The sequence below is a fragment of the Burkholderia sp. KL41 genome (assembly GCF_057005415.2).
On sequence record NZ_CM174447.1, the window covers coordinates 915,823 to 935,065 of the forward strand.

10 protein-coding genes are annotated in these 19,243 nt (G+C 68.0%); 8 read left to right on the top strand and 2 right to left on the bottom strand.

From position 1 onward, the window contains the following. Positions 1–246 precede the first annotated feature (246 nt). Together PQB87_RS21670 and PQB87_RS21675 are read left to right on the top strand one after the other, a co-directional pair. Positions 247–651, top strand: a complete 405-nt coding sequence (locus PQB87_RS21670; RefSeq protein ID WP_042977340.1) for a hypothetical protein — start codon at positions 247–249, stop codon at positions 649–651. A 149-nt stretch (positions 652–800) separates the two neighbouring features. Next, positions 801–1,166, top strand: a complete 366-nt coding sequence (locus tag PQB87_RS21675; protein ID WP_059686815.1) for a VOC family protein — start codon at positions 801–803, stop codon at positions 1,164–1,166. Between the two features lie 180 nt (positions 1,167–1,346). Here PQB87_RS21675 and PQB87_RS21680 read toward each other — a convergent pair whose 3' ends face one another. Further along, positions 1,347–2,261 carry a glutaminase gene (locus tag PQB87_RS21680; RefSeq protein ID WP_027789597.1) on the bottom strand — a complete coding sequence of 305 codons (915 nt, stop codon included), beginning with the start codon at positions 2,259–2,261 and terminating at the stop codon, positions 1,347–1,349. A 218-nt stretch (positions 2,262–2,479) separates the two neighbouring features. Between PQB87_RS21680 and PQB87_RS21685 the strand changes: the two genes are divergently transcribed. The 3 genes from PQB87_RS21685 to PQB87_RS21695 all read left to right on the top strand — a co-directional run bounded on the left by PQB87_RS21685 (position 2,480) and on the right by PQB87_RS21695 (position 5,342). Then, a complete protein-coding gene (locus tag PQB87_RS21685) occupies positions 2,480–3,190 on the top strand; it encodes a response regulator (RefSeq protein WP_027789596.1) in 711 nt (236 codons plus the stop codon). A 64-nt stretch (positions 3,191–3,254) separates the two neighbouring features. Next, the gene (locus PQB87_RS21690) at positions 3,255–4,385 is read left to right on the top strand and encodes an ATP-binding protein (RefSeq protein WP_233344183.1); all 1,131 of its coding nucleotides are present in this window, start codon (positions 3,255–3,257) and stop codon (positions 4,383–4,385) included. Between the two features lie 333 nt (positions 4,386–4,718). Beyond that, positions 4,719–5,342: an FMN-dependent NADH-azoreductase gene (locus tag PQB87_RS21695; protein WP_060066705.1), complete on the top strand. Its 624-nt coding sequence runs from the start codon at positions 4,719–4,721 to the stop codon at positions 5,340–5,342. A gap of 57 nt (positions 5,343–5,399) precedes the next feature. On the opposite strand, the gene PQB87_RS21700 is transcribed toward PQB87_RS21695, so the two are convergent. Beyond that, positions 5,400–7,793: a patatin-like phospholipase family protein gene (locus PQB87_RS21700; protein ID WP_489243763.1), complete on the bottom strand. Its 2,394-nt coding sequence runs from the start codon at positions 7,791–7,793 to the stop codon at positions 5,400–5,402. 271 nt (positions 7,794–8,064) lie between these two features. Here PQB87_RS21700 and PQB87_RS21705 point away from each other — a divergent pair, with 271 nt between their 5' ends. The 3 genes from PQB87_RS21705 to PQB87_RS21715 all read left to right on the top strand — a co-directional run bounded on the left by PQB87_RS21705 (position 8,065) and on the right by PQB87_RS21715 (position 19,207). Beyond that, complete coding sequence (locus PQB87_RS21705; protein WP_027789592.1) at positions 8,065–9,099, top strand: rod shape-determining protein; 1,035 nt, start codon at positions 8,065–8,067, stop codon at positions 9,097–9,099. 260 nt (positions 9,100–9,359) lie between these two features. After that, on the top strand, positions 9,360–10,049 hold the full coding sequence (locus PQB87_RS21710) for a YdcF family protein (protein WP_233344181.1): 690 nt from the start codon (positions 9,360–9,362) through the stop codon (positions 10,047–10,049). Between the two features lie 551 nt (positions 10,050–10,600). Continuing rightward, positions 10,601–19,207: an autotransporter-associated beta strand repeat-containing protein gene (locus tag PQB87_RS21715; RefSeq protein ID WP_489243764.1), complete on the top strand. Its 8,607-nt coding sequence runs from the start codon at positions 10,601–10,603 to the stop codon at positions 19,205–19,207. Positions 19,208–19,243: the final 36 nt, after the last annotated feature.

Here is a 19,243-nt window from a genome sequence, read left to right on the forward strand (position 1 = left end):
GTTGCCGATGCGATTTTCGTAGGGGCATTTTGTTGCGTCGCGCGGTGGTCTCCGTCACACCGGCGCCAAGTTGCCGCTCGGCCGCAATATACTGGCGTGCGCTTTATCGACCGACAGTCGGTTGCGGTAGGGCGACAACGAGGTCGATGGCCAGCTTCTGCTGCTCGCTTTTTCGCATGCGTCGTTGGGTTTGCGCGGGCTGGTCGGCGCAGGTACAGCTGGCCAACATCTGGGTTAGTAAACGCGATGGCAAAACCGTTCTTAACCGTACTAGTGAAGGGTTCATTCCCGGAAGCTTTTGGCTTTGTCGAGACTTTGCTTCAACCTCTTGGATTCCTGCTCGTCAATCCCGATAGCGGACAAATCACGCACTGGAGCGATGACGGGCAGCAGATCGCAGTATCCCGAACCTGGATTATTGACGAAGCACCGACAGGTATAGCGAAGAACGTACAGTTCTGGCAATCCGGCTGTGACGATCTGTTTGTGTCCTGGATCGATGCGTCGCCGGGATGGGAGTTTTCTTTTCATCTCGATGGCGTCACGCCGGAATTGAAGGTCGCGTTGGCCACCGCACTCTCAAATGCGATTCTGGTCGATTTGAGGCTTCAATACGGAGAAGAGTGTGCGTTGAGGATCGAATTTGACTAAGGTTCCAGTCGAGAGACTGGTATGGATTCCGGTTGCCCGATTCCCCGAACAAGTCGTCAACCATTTCAGCGCAATACCATTCCATGTCGTTACGGGCGGCTACGGTGCATATATTGCCTTTCGGCAGACAACCAAGGGAACGGGTACTGATGAGCATTCGAGGGAAAGACCGCCAGATCGATAACATCGAATTCAATGTCAGCGATATTGGACGAAGCAAGGCTTTCTATGGCAGCGTTTTTGGCTGGACTTTCACCGATTACGGCCCGACCTACACCGAGTTTCACGACGGCCGGATCGCAGGCGGGTTGACAACGGGTGAGCCTGTCCGGCCAGGCGGCCCGCTAGTCATCCTCTACGCTGATGATCTGGTTGAAATCCAGCGAAGGATCGAGGCGACGGGCGCCACCATCAACCGTCAGGCTTTCTCGTTCCCTGGCGGCCGGCGCTTTCACTTTATTGACCCCGATGGTTATGAACTGGCCGTATGGTCAGCAGACGAATCGAGCCAGTAACCAAAACGAGTATCGATAAGCGATGAGTCCGCCGCTTCATGGACACCCCAAACCGTAGGCTTTGAGGCTTGCGGTGTCCGCTCCGGGGCGATTGCAGCCGAATGACGAATTCGCCATTGAGTGTGCCGGAACTCACCTGCCGCTGTCACATCAGATCTGGCACGCGCTAACTGCGCCCCCTCAAAAAATCGACCTCCCCGAATAAGTCGTCAACCACTCCAACGCCAGCGTCCCCGCCAACGAGTTCCCATTAGCATCGAGCCCCGGCGCCCACACACAAACCGCCATCTCCCCGGGCAGCACCGCCACGATCCCGCCGCCGACACCACTCTTCGCCGGCAACCCGACGCGATACACAAAATCCCCCGCCGCATCGTAAGTGCCGCAGGTCAGCATCAACGCCGACAGCCGCTTGGCGGAACTCGAATCCACAATCCGCTCGCCGGTCACCGGCGCGACCCCGCCATTCGCGAGAAACAGCGCGGCGCTTGCCAGCTCGACACAGTTCATCGTGATCGCGCACTGTCGGCAATACGCGTCGATCACCGTGTCGGGCGGCATCTGCATGTTGCCGAAGCTCGCCATGAAGTGCGCCATCGCGCGGTTGCGCTCCGCGTGCTGCAGTTCCGACTGCGCGACGCGCGAATCGTAGTCGATGTCGTTTGCGCCGATCAGCCGCCGCACGAATTCGACGAGCGCCGTCTCGGCCTTCACGAAGCGGCGGCACAGCACGTCGGTGACGACCAGTGCCCCCGCATTGATGAACGGGTTGCGCGGCTTGCCGCGCTCGCTCTCGAGCTGGACCAGCGAGTTGAACGCGTTGCCGGACGGCTCGCGGCCGACCCGCTCCCACAGGTCGTCGCCCAGCAACTGGAACGCGAGCGTGCACGCGAACAGCTTCGAGATGCTCTGGATCGAGAAGCGCTCGTGCGCGTCGCCGACCGTGCAAACGTTTCCATCGAGTGTGACGACGGCCATCCCGAACTTGTCGGCGGGCACTTTCGCGAGCTCGGGAATGTAATCGGCGACCCGTCCCTGGCCAATCCAGGGGGCGAGTTCGGTGTGGATGCGTTCGAGGATCGTTTGATAATTCATCAAGTCAGGCGGGCAGGGCATGGCCCGGATTCAGGCGAGCCCGTATGGAACCGTCCCGGCGCCGATTCGTCAAGTTCGGCCGATATCGTTCCCTTATTTTCAAGACCGCTAAACAGGCAATCGGCTGGCGCAGTATCATGCGGTACGTTTCGGCCAATGGCCGGCGTCCGGCACCGGCCGGCGCCGCCGCGGCTTCCCCGATGAACCGACCGCTGCCCATGTCTTTTCGTATCCTGCTCGTCGAAGACGACACCCGCCTGTCCACGCTGATCGCCGGCTACCTGCGCAAGAACGACTATGAAGTCGACACTGTGCTGCATGGTGACGCCGCGGTGCCGGCGATCCTGTCCATTCGTCCCGATCTCGTCATTCTCGACGTGAACCTGCCGGGCAAGGACGGCTTCGAAATCTGCCGGGAGGCGCGCAAGCAGTACGACGGCGTGATCATCATGGTGACGGCCCGCGACGAGCCGTTCGACGAGCTGCTCGGCCTGGAATTCGGCGCGGACGACTACGTGCACAAGCCGGTCGAGCCGCGCATCCTGCTCGCGCGGATCAAGGCCCAGCTGCGCCGTGCGCCCGCGCGCGCGCCCGAGAGCAGCGCGCCGCAGCCCGAACGCTACGCGTTCGGCAAGTTCTCGATCGACCGCACCGACCGCTCCGTCGTGCTGCCCGACGGCAGCACGCCCGACCTGACGTCGGCCGAATTCGACCTGCTGTGGGCGCTCGTGTGCCATGCGGGCGAAGTCGTCAGCCGCGACGACCTGATGCTGCAGTTGCGCGGCGTCGAGTTCGACGGCCTCGACCGCACGATCGACGGGCGCATCTCGAAGCTGCGCCGCAAGCTGCGCGACGACGCGAGCAACCCGCAGCGGATCAAGACGATCCGCAGCAAGGGTTATCAATTCAGCAAGCACGCGTGGGAATGACGCGGCCTTCGGGCGACGCCGTCACGTTCCGCGCGGGCATTCCCCCTGCCGGCCGGGAGCCGAGATGATCCGACGAACCCGTTCGCACCCCGATGCACCGCCGCTGCCGACGCTGCGCTACGTCAAGTGGCGCTGGCTGCATTTCCGCCGCGCGTGGACCGATACGCGCGCCGACCGCATTCCGAGCTGGTCGCGCCTTTACGTGCGCACCTACCTGCATCTGCTCGGCCTCGTGCTGCTGACCGCGCTCGTGCCGGCGCTCGCGCTGTGTGTCGAATTGTCGCCGCAGGTCGTGTGGCATGCGTTCGATTCGCTGCCCGGCGACATCTGGATCGTGCTCGCGTTCGTGTTCGCCGCACCCGCGCTCGCGGCGTACCGGTGGATGCGGCCGGTGTGGTCGGATCTGGTGATGGTGCGCGAGCGCGCGATCGACTTCACGGGCGGGCGCTTCAACACGCGCGCGCGCGAATCGCACAGCGTGATCATCGGCCCGCTCGCACGGACGCTGAATGCGCTCGCGATGCGGATGGAACGCCTGATCGCCGCGCAGCGCGACCTCACGAACGGCATCTCGCACGAGCTGCGCACGCCGCTCGCACGTGTGCGTTTCGCGCTCGAAATGCTGCGCGAGCCAAGTTCCGCGGTGGAATACCAGAGCGCGCTCGAGAGCATCGCGCAGGACGTGACCGAGCTCGAGGAACTGATCGACATGAGCCTGACGTTCGCGCGGCTCGAATACAGTTCGCTGCAGTCGAATCTCGAGATGACGGCCCCCGTCGCGTGGTTCGAACACCAGGTCAGCGATGCGCAGCTGCTGTATCCGGAACGCGCGATCGAGTCGCGCATCGCGATTGCGTCGGACCTGCGGGTGAAGATGGACCGGCGGCTGATGTCGTACGCGATGCGCAACCTGCTGCGCAACGCGAGCAAGTACGCGAGGTCGCGGATCGTCGTCGGGATCTCGCTCGTGCACGGCAACATCGGGATCTTCGTCGAGGACGACGGCCCCGGCGTGCCGGAGAGCGAGCGCGAGCGGATCTTCGACGCGTTCGTGCGCCTCGACCGCCGCACCGGCGGTTATGGCCTCGGCCTGTCGATCACGCGGCAGGTGCTCCACGCGCACAACGGCCGGATCGCGGTCGTCGACCCGATGGAACTCGGCGGCGCACGCTTCGAGATCAGCTGGCCGGTCTGACGATCCGCAACACGAGTCCCGGGCCCCCGGGACTCGACAGCAACCCCCCACGACCCCACGACCCCACGACCCCACGACAGCCGCGCGCGCCGGATTCGAGCGCGTCGCCGGCTTGTCCCGCCGTTCCTTTCCCGTCCCGATGTCTGCCCGCACCGCCACCCCATGACGATTCGTTTGCCGCACGTGCGCGCTTTGCATTACGATTGCAATTGCAACTGTGTGGGCGGGCCGATTCGTGTCAGTGGAGGCGGGCGGCCCGCGACGCAGCCGTGAAGCCGGGGCAGCCACGGTGGCCGCTCCGTTGTTCATGCATTCCTGTCAGGGTCATACGTCATGCGGCTTTTGAATATCGTGTCTTCTCCCCGCGGCGCGAGGTCGGCGTCGATCGCGGTCGCCAATGCCTTTGTCGATGCGTTCCGGGAAACGGGCGCATCGATCGACGTCGATACGCTGAATGTCTGGGAAGAAGACTTGCCGGACTTCGGCAGCGACGCGATCGGCGCGAAGTACAAAGGCGTCGCCAACGCGCCGATGGACGACGCGGAACAGTCGGTCTGGCGGCGCATCCAGGCGCTCGTGAAGCGCTTTCAGGAAGCGGACCGGATCGTCGTGGGCGTGCCGATGTGGAATTTCGGCTATCCGTACAAGCTCAAGCAGCTGATCGATCTCGTCAGCCAGCGGAACATGCTGTTCACGTTCGACGGCAAGGCCTACGCCCCGCTGCTGGAGATTCCGCGCGCGCTGGTCATCCATGTTCGCGGACAGAGCCGGGAGACGGGCGCGGGTGCCGACAATCCCGGGTTCCGGCATCAGGCCGACTACATCGAATTCTGGTTGAGGTTCATCGGCGTGAGCGAGGTCCGGAGCCTGACCGTCGAACACACGTGGGGAGCGCGGGCGAGCGACAGCATAGAACGGGCGCAGGCCCGGGCGGTCGCGATGGCCGCGGCGTTCTGATCCGGGCGTGTCGCGCGAAGGCGTGGCGGATGCCGCCGAAGCGGCACCCGCGCACGCTCAGTACGTGCGGCCGAGCTGCAGGTAGAAGTTGCGGCGGCCGCCGGGCGCGAGCGCCACGCCGAGATAGACCGGCCCGAACGCGGTCGACAGGCTCGTGAAGAACGTATAGCTCTGCTTGAGCGCGCCGCCGCCGATCTGCTGCCCGCTCGACCAGACGTTGCCGACTTCCGCGCTGGCGCCCACCGACAGCGCCTTGATCGGCGATGCGTTGAACGTCATCAGCTGGTTCATGTAGGTCACCTGCGCATACGCGAGCTCGTTGCCGTTCAACTGGTCGGCCGCATACGCGGACAGATGCTGGAAGCCGCCGAGCGTGAAGTTGAACGCGTTGATCAGGTTGGTGCCGCCGATGCTCTTGCCGCCTTCGATCGTCGCGCTGACGCTGTGGCTGCCGAACTGCTGCGCCACCATCGCCTTGCCGTAGATCTCGGTGTAGGGCGCGTTGTTGATGCCGTCGTCGAATTCGCTCGCCGAGCCCCCGTTGCGCGACACCAGCGAGCGCTCGATCCGGAGCTCGGTGAAATAGCCCTTGCGCGGGAACAGCGGATCGTCGAGCTGGTCGATGACGAGCCGCGCGCGCGCGATCAGCGCCTGCGACGTGAAGCTCGGCCACAGCAGCGTCCGACCGCTGCCGTCGTCGAACGGCAGGTTGTAGGTCGGCGAGCCGTGCCCGGTCACGTACCCGACGCCGATCCGGAAATCGCCGAGCCGCGCGATCGGCAGGCCGAAATCGAGCCCGGCGCGCGCGGTCTGCATCAGGTACTGCGTGATCTTCACGTCGCCGGAGTCGTCGTACAGGTTCGCGTAGCGGCGCTGGTATTCCGCGTAGGGCGACAGATAGACGCCGTAGGCCATCGACAGCGGCTGGCGGAACTCGACGCGCGCCGATTGCAGGTCGCTGCCGATCGTCGTGTCCGCGCGGAATTCGAGCCCCGATTCGGTGAGCCACGGGCGCCGGTAGCCGACATGCAGGCGGAAGCCGCCCTCGTCGGTCGAGCTGCTCGACATGCCGAGCCCGAACAGCAGGAAATTCGGCCCCCAGTATTTCTCGCGGGCGTCGATCTCGAGCACGTTCTCGTCACCGTGGCTCACGATCTGCTGCGTGACGCTCTCGAAGTTGCCGCCCGTCGTGAGGCCGAGCAGATCCTGGCTGACGGTGTTCGGATCGTAGGTGTCGCCGGGCTTCACGTGCAGCGCGTTGCTGACGACCCGCTTCGGCACGCCGCCGGAGGTCTTGATCTCGATGCGCGTGATCCGGATCGGCGGCGGCAGCGGTTGCGCGTGCGCGGAGCGGTACGCCGCATATTGTTCCGGCGTGAGCGCGAAGCGCTGCAGCTTCGGCAGCGCCGCGGTCGCGGCGGCCGCGCCGGCGGCGATCGCCTGCTTCGCGTTCTGGAAATCGGTGAACGCGAGCGCGCCGAGATCCGGCGTGAGCAGCACGTCCTGCGCGTCGAGCTGCTTGCGCTGGGCGGTCACGTTCTGGCGGATCAGGATGCCAACCATCTGCTGCATCACGTCGGCGGGCGACGCGAGCGCGTCGAGCGGGCGCAGTTGAGAGCCGATGTCGACCGCGATCACGACGTTCGCGCCCATCTGCCGCGCGGTGTCGACGGGCAGGTTGCTGACGAGCCCGCCGTCCACCAGCGCGCGCCCGTTGATCTCGGCCGGCGCGAACAGGCCCGGCATGGCCATGCTCGCGCGGATCGCGAGCGGCAGCGAGCCGTGGTCGAGCACCACCATCTGGCCCGTCTGCAGGTCGGTCGCGACCGCGCGGTACGGGATCGGCAGCCGGTCGAACGGCTGGTTGGTCGGCACGGCGGCCGTCCAGTTCGCGAGCAGCGCCTGCAGCCGGTTGCCCTGCACGAGGCCGACCGGTGCCTTCACGCCTTTCTTGCCGAAACCGAGCGTCAGCCCGTTGACGTACAGGCGTTCGTCCTCCCGGCTGGTTTGCGGCAGGTCCGCGCGGTCCGTCACGTCGAACGCGATGTCCGCGAGGTTGACCTCCGACAGCCGCTTCTGCATCTCGCCGGCGGCCATGCCGCTCGCATACAGCCCGCCGACCACGGCACCCATGCTGGTGCCGGCGATGCAGTCGATCGGGATGCGGTTGTCCTCCAGCACCTTCAGGACCCCGAGGTGTGCGTAGCCGCGCGCGCCGCCGCCGGACAGCACGAGGCCGATCGACGGGCGGCCGGCCGGGCCGCCGTCGGCGTCGCAGGTGTGCCCGGATGCGGCGGGCGTGGCAGCCGGCGCGCTGGCGGCGGTGGCCTTGGCGGCGGCGGATTCGGGGGCCGGCAGCGGTTGCGCGGCGACCGTGCAGCACCAGAAGGCGACGAGCGTCGTGCAAAGCGGGCGCACCCGCGCCCAGCGGAAGGAAACGGTCGCTGTCATGGTGGAAATACCTGGCGTGATCGGGCGTCTGAGGCCTGCCGGGAGCAGGCAAGACCGAGAGATTACCGTGTTTTACAGACGTAATGCGAGAGGCTGTGGCGTAGCCGGATGTGTCCGGAACGGCACATTTGACAATTGCGTCGCGAAAAAATCATCGGAATTGCCTAAAGTATCGGAACGATTTGCCGCTAAGTCCGTGATGGAGCGGCATGGCCGCGCCACGGAAATGCGGCGCGGCTGCCCCGCGTCCGTTCGATTACAAGGGTTTGATATGTCGACACCGCTGTTCGGAAAGTTGTTTGCGCAACCCGTTGCGATCGACCCTGGAACGGCAAGTACGCGGATTTATACGCACGAACGCGGCGTGGTGCTGAACCAGCCGTCGGTCGTCTGCTTCCGCAAGGCCGGCGCGACCGACGCACGGCCGACGCTCGAGGCCGTCGGCGAGCTCGCGAAGGCGCTGCTCGGCCGCGAACCGGGGCATCTCGAAGCCGTGCGGCCGATGCGGCACGGCGTGATCGCCGACGCGCACGCGGCCGAGCAGATGATCCGCAGCTTCATCGACATGTCGCGCACGCGGTCGCGTTTCGGCCGCCGCGTCGAGGTCACGCTGTGCGTGCCGTCCGATGCGACGGCCGTCGAGCGCCGCGCGCTCCGCGAGGCCGCGTTCGCGGCGGGTGTATCGGAGGTCGAACTGATCGAGGAATCGCTGGCGGCCGGGCTCGGCGCAGGCTTGCCGGTGACCGAGCCGGTCGGCTCGATGGTCGTCGACATCGGCGGCGGGACGACGGAAGTCGCGGTGATCGCGCTCGGCGGCATCGTCTACCGCGAGGCGATCCGCGTCGGCGGCAACCAGTTCGACGCGGCGATCGTCAACCATGTCCGCAACCTGTATGGCGTGCTGCTCGGCGAGCAGACGGCCGAGCACGTGAAGCAGTCGATCGGCTCGGCCACCAGCGCGGTGCCGCGCAGGTCGACGCGCGCGGTCGGGCGCAGTGTCGGCGACGGCCTGCCGCGCTCGATCGAGCTGTCCAACCACGACGTGGCGGACGCGCTGGTCGCGCCGCTCAAGCAGGTGATTGGCGCGGTGAAGTCGGTGCTGGAGAATGCGCCGGCCGAGCTCGTGACCGATATCGCGAATCGCGGCGTGGTGCTGACGGGCGGCGGCGCGCTGCTCGCGGATCTCGAGCGCCTGCTGTACGACGAGACGGGCCTCGTCGCCCGGATCGCCGACGAGCCGGCCACCTGCGCGGTGCGCGGCGCCGGCGAGGCGATGGGGCGGCTCGCGATGTGCCCGGTCGACTGATTCGGGCCGGGCCGTGCATCGCGGCACGGTCATTCACGTTCCTTCGATCTCCGTAGATCTCCGCAGGTTTTCCCTTTCCAATTGCCTGCCCGCTTCGCCGGGCACGCTGCTCCGGTCGACTTGACGGAAGGCCGGCCATCGTCCGGCATCGGTCCGCCGCGTGGACACCCGAACGCTCACCGTGCTAGCGTTACGCGCCCGCGCGGGGCCGGGCACGCCGAAATGCCCGGCGAGCCCGACGACCTGAGAGACCCAAAACCTTGAAAAACCGTAACAAACGGGGCTTCTTCGCCCGAACGGGCCGCCTGCTGGCCATCGTTGCCTGCCTGTGGATCGTCGCAGCCGTTGCGCTCGTCGCGCACGGGCTGCGGATGCCGAGCGAGCCGGCCGACGTTGCCGTGATCTTCGGCAATGCGCTCGACGCGACCGGCGCGCCGAAGCCCGTGCTTGCCGCCAGGCTCGATGTCGGCGTGCGCTGCTACCGCACGGGGCAGTGCCCGGCGTTCCTGGTCAGCGGCGCGATCGACGGCCCCGGGCTGAACGAGGCGACCGCGATGCGCGACTATCTGGTGGCGCGCGGCGTGCCGGCCGACCGGATCGCGGTGGACGACCAGGGCGACAACACGCTCGCGACGGCGCAGCACACGCTCGCTTACCTGCAGGCGCACCGTGTGTCGCGCGTGCTGATCGTCAGCCAGTTCTACCACCTCGCGCGGGCGCGGCTCGCGTTCGAGCGTGTCGGCATCGCGCGGGCGAACATCTCCGCCGCGTACCCGGCGCGTTTCCAGTTGCGCGACATCTATTCGAGCTGGCGCGAAGTGCCGGCCTACGCGGTGTATGCGGTGCGGTTGTGGGTGAACCCCGATGCGCGGCCCATCTCGTTCCGGCCGATGCTTTATCTGATACGGCTGTTTTCGTCACGCGGTGCGGGTCTTCCGGTCGATGCGTGACGAACATCGACGTAACCCTGGAAATGCCGGACGTTTCGTCTGATGAATGACGGGCGGGTGGATTGTCGTGTGTCGATACTTCCCGGGCATGTGGATATTGCGTCGCAAAAAAATTTGACCGTGATAATCGCGTGGATATCCGTGTTTTCACGGATGCGTCATTTTCGCTGCTGTAAATAAATATCCAGGAAATTGACAAAAGGAATACGGATTTACCTGTCAGACGCGCTCCGATAAGTAAAAAATGCGTGCCCGCCGGACCTCGATCAAATGGGGAAAAGATCGACTGGAAAAGCCTGTTTTTTTGATATAGCCTTGTCTGACAAAAGCAGGGCGGTGATCAAATCAACCAGAAAATCGCTGCAGAAAAACAGGGGCCATCGACATGTCATTCGACTAGTTTCACGCCTGCCTTCCCGGGCCAATTAAAGATTCGTCCATGAATTAACCGACGTCGCATCGCGACAGCCGGAGCGGATGTTTTGTCCGCGATTTTCTGCTGCCGGCCGTTCGATTTCACGGTAATACCAATTCCAATAACGAGGGAAAGCATGAATCTTGCGCGTTCGAAAAAAGCCGGCGAACCGTTTCCGAGATTGCTGTTGCCGACGGGCGTTTTCCTGGCGTTGTCCGGCGCCGGTATCGTGCCCGCCCAGGCGACCTGCAGCACGGCGGGCACGACGGTGACCTGCTCCGGGGTCGCCAACCCGCTTGCGCCGAGCTATGCGAACAGCGCGAACAACATCCAGGCCACCGTCAATCCCGGCGCGAGCGTGGGCGTTCTGCTCGGCGTCGGCGGCACCGCGATGTCGCTGACCGGCAACGGCGTCAGGCTGACCAACAACGGCACGATCGATCCGTCCGCACTCGGCTCGGGCCTCGGCGTGCTGTCGAGCGGGGCAGTGGTCGGCAATGCGTCCGCGAGCGCGAACACCACGGTCGTCAACAACGGCACGATGAACGGCACGACCGGCGTGGCGATCAGCGGCGTGACGGGCATGGCGCTGTCGGTCCAGAACGGCACGGGCGGTACGTCGACGATCAACAACACCGGCACGATCGGCTCGAACCCGCTGGTCGGCGCGACCCTCGTCGGCGCGGACGCGCCCGTGGTGGCCGCGTACGGCGGCGCCGCGGTCAACATGACGAACAGCGGGACGATCAACGGTCGCGTGTCGCTCGGCTCGAACGGCACGCCCGGCCAGGGCAATACGTTTACCAACTCGGGCACGATCAACGGCGGCGTGTCGATGGGCGCGAACAGCACCAACACGTTCAATGCCGTGACGGGCTCGTCGGTCAACACGGCGGGCGGCACCGGCGGCGGGTTCAACATCACGATCGGCCCGAACACGATCAACGTGGCGGCGACGGGCACGGTCGACGGCGGCGCGGGCGGCGACAACACGCTCAACCTGCAGCAGGGCACCAGCGCGAACGGCACGATCGCGGTCAACAACTACGTCAACTTCAATCACGTCGCCGTCCAGAGCGGCAACTGGACGATCAACGGCGCATCGACCGCGCAGGACACGACGCTGTCGGGCGGTGTCGCGATCATCGGCAACAGCGCGTCGCTCGGCACCGGTAACGTCACGGCCAACGGCGGTACGCTGCAGGCGGGTGCCGCCGGGCTCAACGTCGCCAACACCGTGACCCTCGGCGCGGGCGGGCTGACGGTGCAGGGCGCGACCGGGCTCACGCTGTCGGGCGCGGTGACGGGCGGCGGCGCGCTGACGAAGAACGACGGCGGCACGCTGACGTTGAACGGCGCGAACAGCTATACGGGCGGCACGAACCTGAACGGCGGCGGCATCGTCGTCGGCAACAACGGGGCGCTCGGCAGCGGTGCGCTGAACGTCAACGGCTCGGCCTCGCTCGACTCGAGTACGAACACGACGCTCGGCAACAACGTCAATCTCGCCAACGGCACCACGCTGACGGTCGGCGGCAGCAACAATCTCGGGCTGGCCGGCACCATCAACGGCAACGGCGGCATCGTGAAGAACGGCGCGGCGACGCTGACGCTGACGGGCGCGAACACCTACACCGGCGACACGACGATCAACAGCGGCACGCTCGCGGTGGGCGCGGGCGGCAGCCTGGCCTCGACCGGCACCGTGAACCTGACCGGCGCCGGCGCGACGTTCGACGTGAGCGGCGCATCGGGCACGCAGGCGATCGGCGCGCTGGCGGGCTCGGCCGGTACCAGCGTGAACCTCGGCGGCAATTCGCTGACGCTGAACGGCACCACCAATGCGACGTATGCCGGCTCGATCGGCGGCGCGGGCGGTATCACGCTCTCCGGCAGCGGCACGCAGACGCTGACGGGCACGAACGTGTACTCGGGCGGCACGAACCTGAACGGCGGCAACCTCGCGGTCGGCAGCAATACGGCGCTCGGCATCGGCGCGGTGAACGTCAACGGCTCGTCGTCGCTCGACGCGACCGCCAACGTATCGCTCGCGAACAATGTCAACGTCGCCACCGGCACGACGCTGACGCTCGTCGGCAGCGCCGATGTCGGCCTGAGCGGCACGGTCTCGGGCGGCGGCGGTCTCGTGAAGAACGGCGCGGCGACCGTGACGCTGTCCGGCGCGAACAACTACGCCGGCGGCACGACGCTGAATGCCGGCGGCCTGGTGCTCGGCAACAACTCGGCACTCGGCACGGGCGCATTGACCGTCGGCGGCGCGGCGACGCTCGATACGAGCGCGAACCTGTCGGTCAACAACGCCGTCAACCTCGCCACCAGCTCGACGCTGACGCTGGGCGGCAGCCATGCGCTGACGCTGAACGGCGGCATTTCCGGCGCAGGCGCCCTCGTGAAGGACGGCGCGGCGACCACGACGTTGACGGCCGCGAACACCTACACGGGCGGCACGACGATCAACGCCGGCACGCTGGCGCTCGGTGCCGGCGGTAGCCTGGCGTCGACCGGCGCGGTGAACCTGGCCGGCGCGGGTGCGGCGCTCGACCTGAGCGGCGCGACCGGCGCCCAGTCGATCGGCGGGCTGTCGGGAGTGGCCGGGACGAACGTCAACATGGGCGGCAACGGGCTGACGCTGGGCGGGACGGCCAGCGGCACCTTCGGCGGCGCGATCGGCGGCACGGGCAGCCTGACGCTGGCCGGCACCGGCACGCAGACGCTGAACGGCGCAAGCACCTACTCGGGCGGCACGAACCTGAACGGCGGCAGCAGCGTCGTGCTCGGCAACAATGCGGCGCTCGGCACCGGCACGCTGAACGTCGGCGGCGCGGCGACGCTCGACACGAACACGAGCCTGTCGGTCAACAACGCGGTCAATCTTGGCAACGGTTCGACGCTGACGCTCGGCGGCAGCAACGCGCTCACGCTGAGCGGCGGCATTTCCGGCGCGGGCGCCCTCGTGAAGGACGGCGCGGCGACCACGACGCTGACGGGCGCGAACACCTACACCGGCGGCACGACGATCAACGCCGGCACGCTCGCGGTGGGCGCGGGCGGCAGCCTGGCGGCAACCGGTGCGGTGAACCTGGCCAACGCGGGCGCGGCGCTCGACCTGAGCGCCGCGACGAGCGCGCAGACGATCGGCGGGCTGTCGGGGGTGGCCGGGACGAACGTCAACATGGGCGGCAACGGGCTGACGCTGGGCGGGACGGCCAGCGGCACGTTCAGCGGTGCGATCGGCGGCACGGGCAGCCTGACGCTGGCCGGCACCGGTACGCAGACGCTGAACGGCGCGAGCACCTACTCGGGTGGCACGAACCTGAACAGCGGCGGCCTCGTGCTCGGCAACGGCGGGGCGCTCGGTTCCGGCGCGCTGAACGTCGGCGGCGCGGCGACGCTCGACACGAACACGAGCCTGTCGGTCAACAACGCGGTCAACCTCGGCACGGGCGCGACGCTGACGCTCGGCGGCAGCAACGCGCTCACGCTGAACGGCGGCATCGCCGGCGCGGGCGGTCTCGTGAAGGACGGCGCGGCGACGACGACGTTGACGGCCGCGAACACCTACACGGGCGGCACGACGATCAACGCCGGCACGCTGGCGCTCGGTGCGGGCGGCAGCCTCGCGGCGACGGGCGCGGTGAACGTGGCCGGCGTGGGGGCGACGTTCGACGTGAGCGGCGCGACGGGCGCGCAGACGATCGGCGCACTGAGCGGCGTGGCCGGCTCGGCGGTGAACCTCGGCGCGAACGGCCTGACGCTGAGCGGGACGGCCAGCGGCAATTTCGGCGGCACGATCGGCGGCACCGGCGGCCTGACCGTGGCCGGCACGGGCACGCAAACGCTGTCCGGCACGAACACCTACACGGGCGGCACGACGATCAACGGCGGCAGCACGCTGGCGCTCGGCGCGAACGGCAGCCTTGCGTCGACCGGTACGGTGGACCTCGCCGGTGCGGGCGCGACGTTCAACCTCGGCGGCGCGTCGGGTGCGCAGACGATCGGCGCGCTGACCGGTGCGGCGAATACGAACGTGAACCTCGGCGCGAACGGGCTGACGTTGAGCGGCAACGGCAACCACGCGTTCGGCGGGACGATCGGCGGCACGGGCAGCGTGACGTTCGCGGGTGCCGGCACGCAGACGCTGACGGGTGCGAATACCTACACGGGCGGCACGACGATCAACGGCGGCAGCACGCTGGCGCTCGGCGCGAACGGCAGTCTGGCGTCGGGCGGTGCCGTGAACCTTGCCGGCGCAGGCGCGACGTTCGACGTGAGCGGCGCATCGGGCGCTCAAACGATCGGCGCGTTGAACGGCGCGGCGAATACGAACGTGGATCTTGGCGCGAACGGGCTGACGCTGAGCGGGACGGCCAGCGGCACCTTCGGCGGCGTGATCGGCGGCACGGGCAGCGTGACGTACGCGGGTACCGGCACGCAAACGCTGACCGGCGCGAACACCTACACGGGCGGCACGACGATCAACGCTGGCAGCACGCTGGCGCTCGGCGCGAACGGCAGCCTGGCGTCGGGTGGTGCCGTGAACCTTGCCGGCGCAGGCGCGACGTTCAACCTGAGCGGCGCGTCGGGTGCGCAAACGATCGGGGCATTGAACGGCGCGGCAAATACGAACGTCGATCTTGGCGCGAACGGGCTGACGTTGAGCGGGACGGCCAGCGGCACCTTCGGCGGGACGATCGGCGGCACGGGCGGCGTGACGTTCGCGGGCACCGGCACGCAGACGCTGACCGGCGCGAACACCTACACGGGCGGCACGACGATCAACGCCGGCAGCACGCTGGCGCTCGGCGCGAACGGCAGCCTCGCGTCGGGCGGTGCCGTGAACCTTGCCGGCGCAGGCGCGACGTTCAACCTGAGCGGCGCATCGGGCTCTCAAACGATCGGCGCGTTGAACGGCGCGGCGAATACGAACGTGGATCTTGGCGCGAACGGGCTGACGCTGAGCGGGACGGCCAGCGGCAACTTCGGCGGCACGATTGGCGGCACCGGCGGCGTGACGTTCGCGGGCACGGGTACGCAAACGCTGACGGGTGCGAACACCTACTCGGGCGGCACGACGATCAACGCCGGCAGCACGCTGGCGCTCGGCGCGAACGGCAGCCTGGCGTCGGGCGGTGCCGTGAACCTTGCCGGCACAGGCGCGACGTTCAACCTGAGCGGCGCGTCGGGTGCGCAAACGATCGGCGCGTTGAACGGCGCGGCGAATACGAACGTCGATCTTGGCGCGAATGGGCTGACGCTGAGTGGGACGGCCAGCGGCACGTTCGGCGGGACGATCGGCGGCACGGGCAGCGTGACGTACGCGGGCACCGGCACGCAGACGCTGACCGGCGCGAACACCTACACCGGCGGCACGACGATCAATGGCGGCAGCACGCTGGCGCTCGGCGCGAACGGCAGCCTCGCGTCGGGCAGCGCGGTGAGTCTCGCCGGCACGGGCGCGACGCTCAACCTCGGTGGCGCATCGGGCGCGCAGACGCTCGGCGTGCTGACCGGCGGTACCGGCACGAACGTGAACCTCGGTGCGAATGGCCTGACGCTGAACGGCAGCGGCAACAACACGTTCGGCGGCGCGATCGGCGGCACGGGCAGCGTGACGTTCGCGGGTGCCGGCACGCAAACGCTGACCGGCGTGAACACTTACACGGGCGGCACGACGATCAATGGCGGCAGCACGCTGGCGCTCGGCGCGAACGGCAGCCTCGCGTCGGGCAGCGCGGTGAATCTCGCCGGCACGGGTGCGACGTTCGACGTGAGCGGCGCATCGGGCGCACAGACGTTTGGTGCGCTGAGCGGCGCGGTCGGCACGAACGTGAACCTCGGCGGCAACGCACTGACGTTGAACGGAAGCGGCGGCACGTTCGGCGGGACGATCGGCGGCACGGGCAGCGTGACGTTCGCGGGCGCCGGCACGCAAACGCTGACGGGTGCGAATACGTACACGGGCGGCACGACGATCAACGGCGGCAGCACGCTGGCGCTGGGGGCGGGCGGCAGCCTGGCGTCGGGCAGCGCGGTGAATCTCGCCGGCACGGGCGCGACGCTCAACCTCGGCGGCGCATCGGGCGCGCAGACGCTCGGCGTGCTGACCGGCGGTACCGGCACGAACGTGAACCTCGGTGCGAATGGCCTGACGCTGAACGGCAGCGGTAACAACACGTTCGGCGGTGCGATCGGCGGTACGGGCAACGTGACGTTCGCGGGCGCCGGCACGCAGACGCTGACGGGCGCGAATACGTACACGGGCGGTACGACGGTCAACGGCGGCAGCACGCTGGCATTGGGTGCGGGCGGCAGCCTGGCGTCGGCGGGCGCGGTGAATCTCGCCGGCACGGGTGCGACGTTCGACGTAAGCGCCGCGACGGGCGCACAGACGATCGGTGCGCTGACCGGCACGGCCGGCACGAACGTGAACCTCGGCACGAATGCGCTGACGCTGAACGGCAGCGGCAATGCGGCGTTCGGCGGGACGATCGGCGGCACGGGCGGCGTGACGGTTGCCGGTAGCGGCACGCAAACGCTGACGGGCGCGAACACCTACACCGGCGGCACGACGATCAACGGCGGCAGCACGCTGGCGCTGGGTGCGGGCGGCAGCCTCGCGTCGGCGGGCGCGGTGAATCTCGCGGGCACGGGTGCGACGCTCGACGTAAGCGCCGCGACGGGCGCGCAGACGATCGGCACGTTGAACGGTGCGACCGGCGCGACGATCAATCTCGGTGCCAACGCGCTGACGTTGAACGGCAGCGGCAACGGTACGTTCGGCGGGACGATCGGCGGTGCGGGCGGCGTGACGATCGCCGGCACCGGTGTTCAGACGCTGACGGGCGCGAACACGTACACGGGCGGCACCACGATCGCGGCCGGCGGCGCGCTGCAACTCGGCAACGGCGGTACGTCGGGCAGCATCGCCGGCAATGTCGTCGACAACGGCGCGCTGATCGTCAATCAATCCGGCAACGTGACGATTGCAAGCGTGCTGTCCGGTGCGGGCTCGCTGACGCAGGCCGGCAGCGGGCAACTGACGTTGACGGGCACCAGCACCCTGAGCGGGCCGACCACGGTCAGCGCGGGCACGCTCGCCGTCAACGGGTCGCTCGGCCAGTCGACCGTCACCGTGCAGAACGGCGCGACGGTCACGGGCACCGGCACGATCGGCGGCCTCGTGGTGCAGGGCGGCGCGACGGCGGCCGCGTCGCAGCCGGGCGCGGCGCTGAACGTGGGCGGCAACGTCACGTTCCAGCCGGGCTCGACGTTCCAGGTCGCGGCTTCGCCGCAGCAAAGCGGCAGCCTCGCGGCGGGCGGCACGGCGACGCTGAACGGCGGCACCGTGCAGGTGCTCGCGAACCAGAGCGGCTACCAGCCGAGCACGACCTACACGATCGTGACCGCGGCATCGGGCGTGCAGGGCGCGTTCAGCCAGGTGAATGCGAACTATGCGTTCCTGATGCCGACGCTCAGCTACGACCCGAATCACGTGTACCTGCGACTGGTCCAGAACGGCACGTCGCTGCCCGACGTCGCGACGACGCCCAACCAGCGTGCGGTCGCGGCCGCGCTCGGCGGGCTCGGCGCCGGCAATCCGCTGTACGACGCAGTCCTGACGACCGACGTGCCGACCGCACGCCGCGCATACGGGCTGCTCGACGGCGAACTGCAGGCGAGCCTGAAGAGCATGCTGCTGCTCGACAGCCGCTACGTGCGCGACGCGGTGACCGATCGCGTCCGCCAGGGCCTCGCGCCCGGATCGGGCCCGCTCGCCGCGCTGTCGTCGGGCGGTGCCGCGCTGTGCGGCGACAACACGGCCGGCGCGGTCGACCCGACGCTGTCGCCGGAACGCCGGATCGGTTCGCGCGAGGGCTGCTACGGCGGCACGCCTTATCAACCGGTGGTCTGGGGGCAGGCGTTCGGCGGCCGCAGCCGGCTCACGGGCGACGGCAACGCGTCGACGATCAACCGCAGCATGACGGGCTTCATCGCCGGTGCCGACATGGCGCTCAACGACAAGTGGCGTGCGGGCCTGGCCGCGGGCGTCACGCACAGCTCGCTCGACAACGCCCAGAGTTCGTCGGCGTCGGTGAACAGCTACTACCTGTCGCTGTACGGCGGCGCGCAGTACGGTGCGCTCGGCGTGCGCGGCGGCGCGTCGTACACGTGGTACCGGATCAACAGCGACCGCAATCCGGGCTTCGCGGGCTTCTCCGATCACGATTCGGCCGGTTACGACGCGAATTCGGCGCAGGTGTTCGGCGAAGTCGGCTACGCGCTGCCGGTCGGGCCCGTGGCGATCGAACCGTTCGCGGGCCTCGCGTATGTGAACCTGCATACCGACGGTTATACGGAAACGGGTGGCGCGGCCGCACTGCGCGCCGGCGGCGAGACGACCCACGTCGGCTTCTCGACGCTCGGCTTGCGCGCGGCGTCGCAGCTCGGCTCGATCGGGAGCGGCACGTTCACCGCGCGCGGGACGGTCGGCTGGCGGCATGCGTTCGGCAACGTGCGGCCGTCGTCGGCGTTCACGTTCGCGAACGGCGGCACGTCGTTCCAGGTGTCGGGCGTGCCGATTGCCCGCGACAGCGCCGTGCTCGAGGCCGGCATCGACGCGAACATCACGAAGCGCCTGACGCTCGGCCTCACGTACAGCGGCCAGTACGGCAGCGGCGTGCGCGACAACGCCATCCTCGGCAACATCCTGTGGAAGTTCTGACCGGCGCGGGGCGGCGGGGCAGGCCGCCGCCCCGGG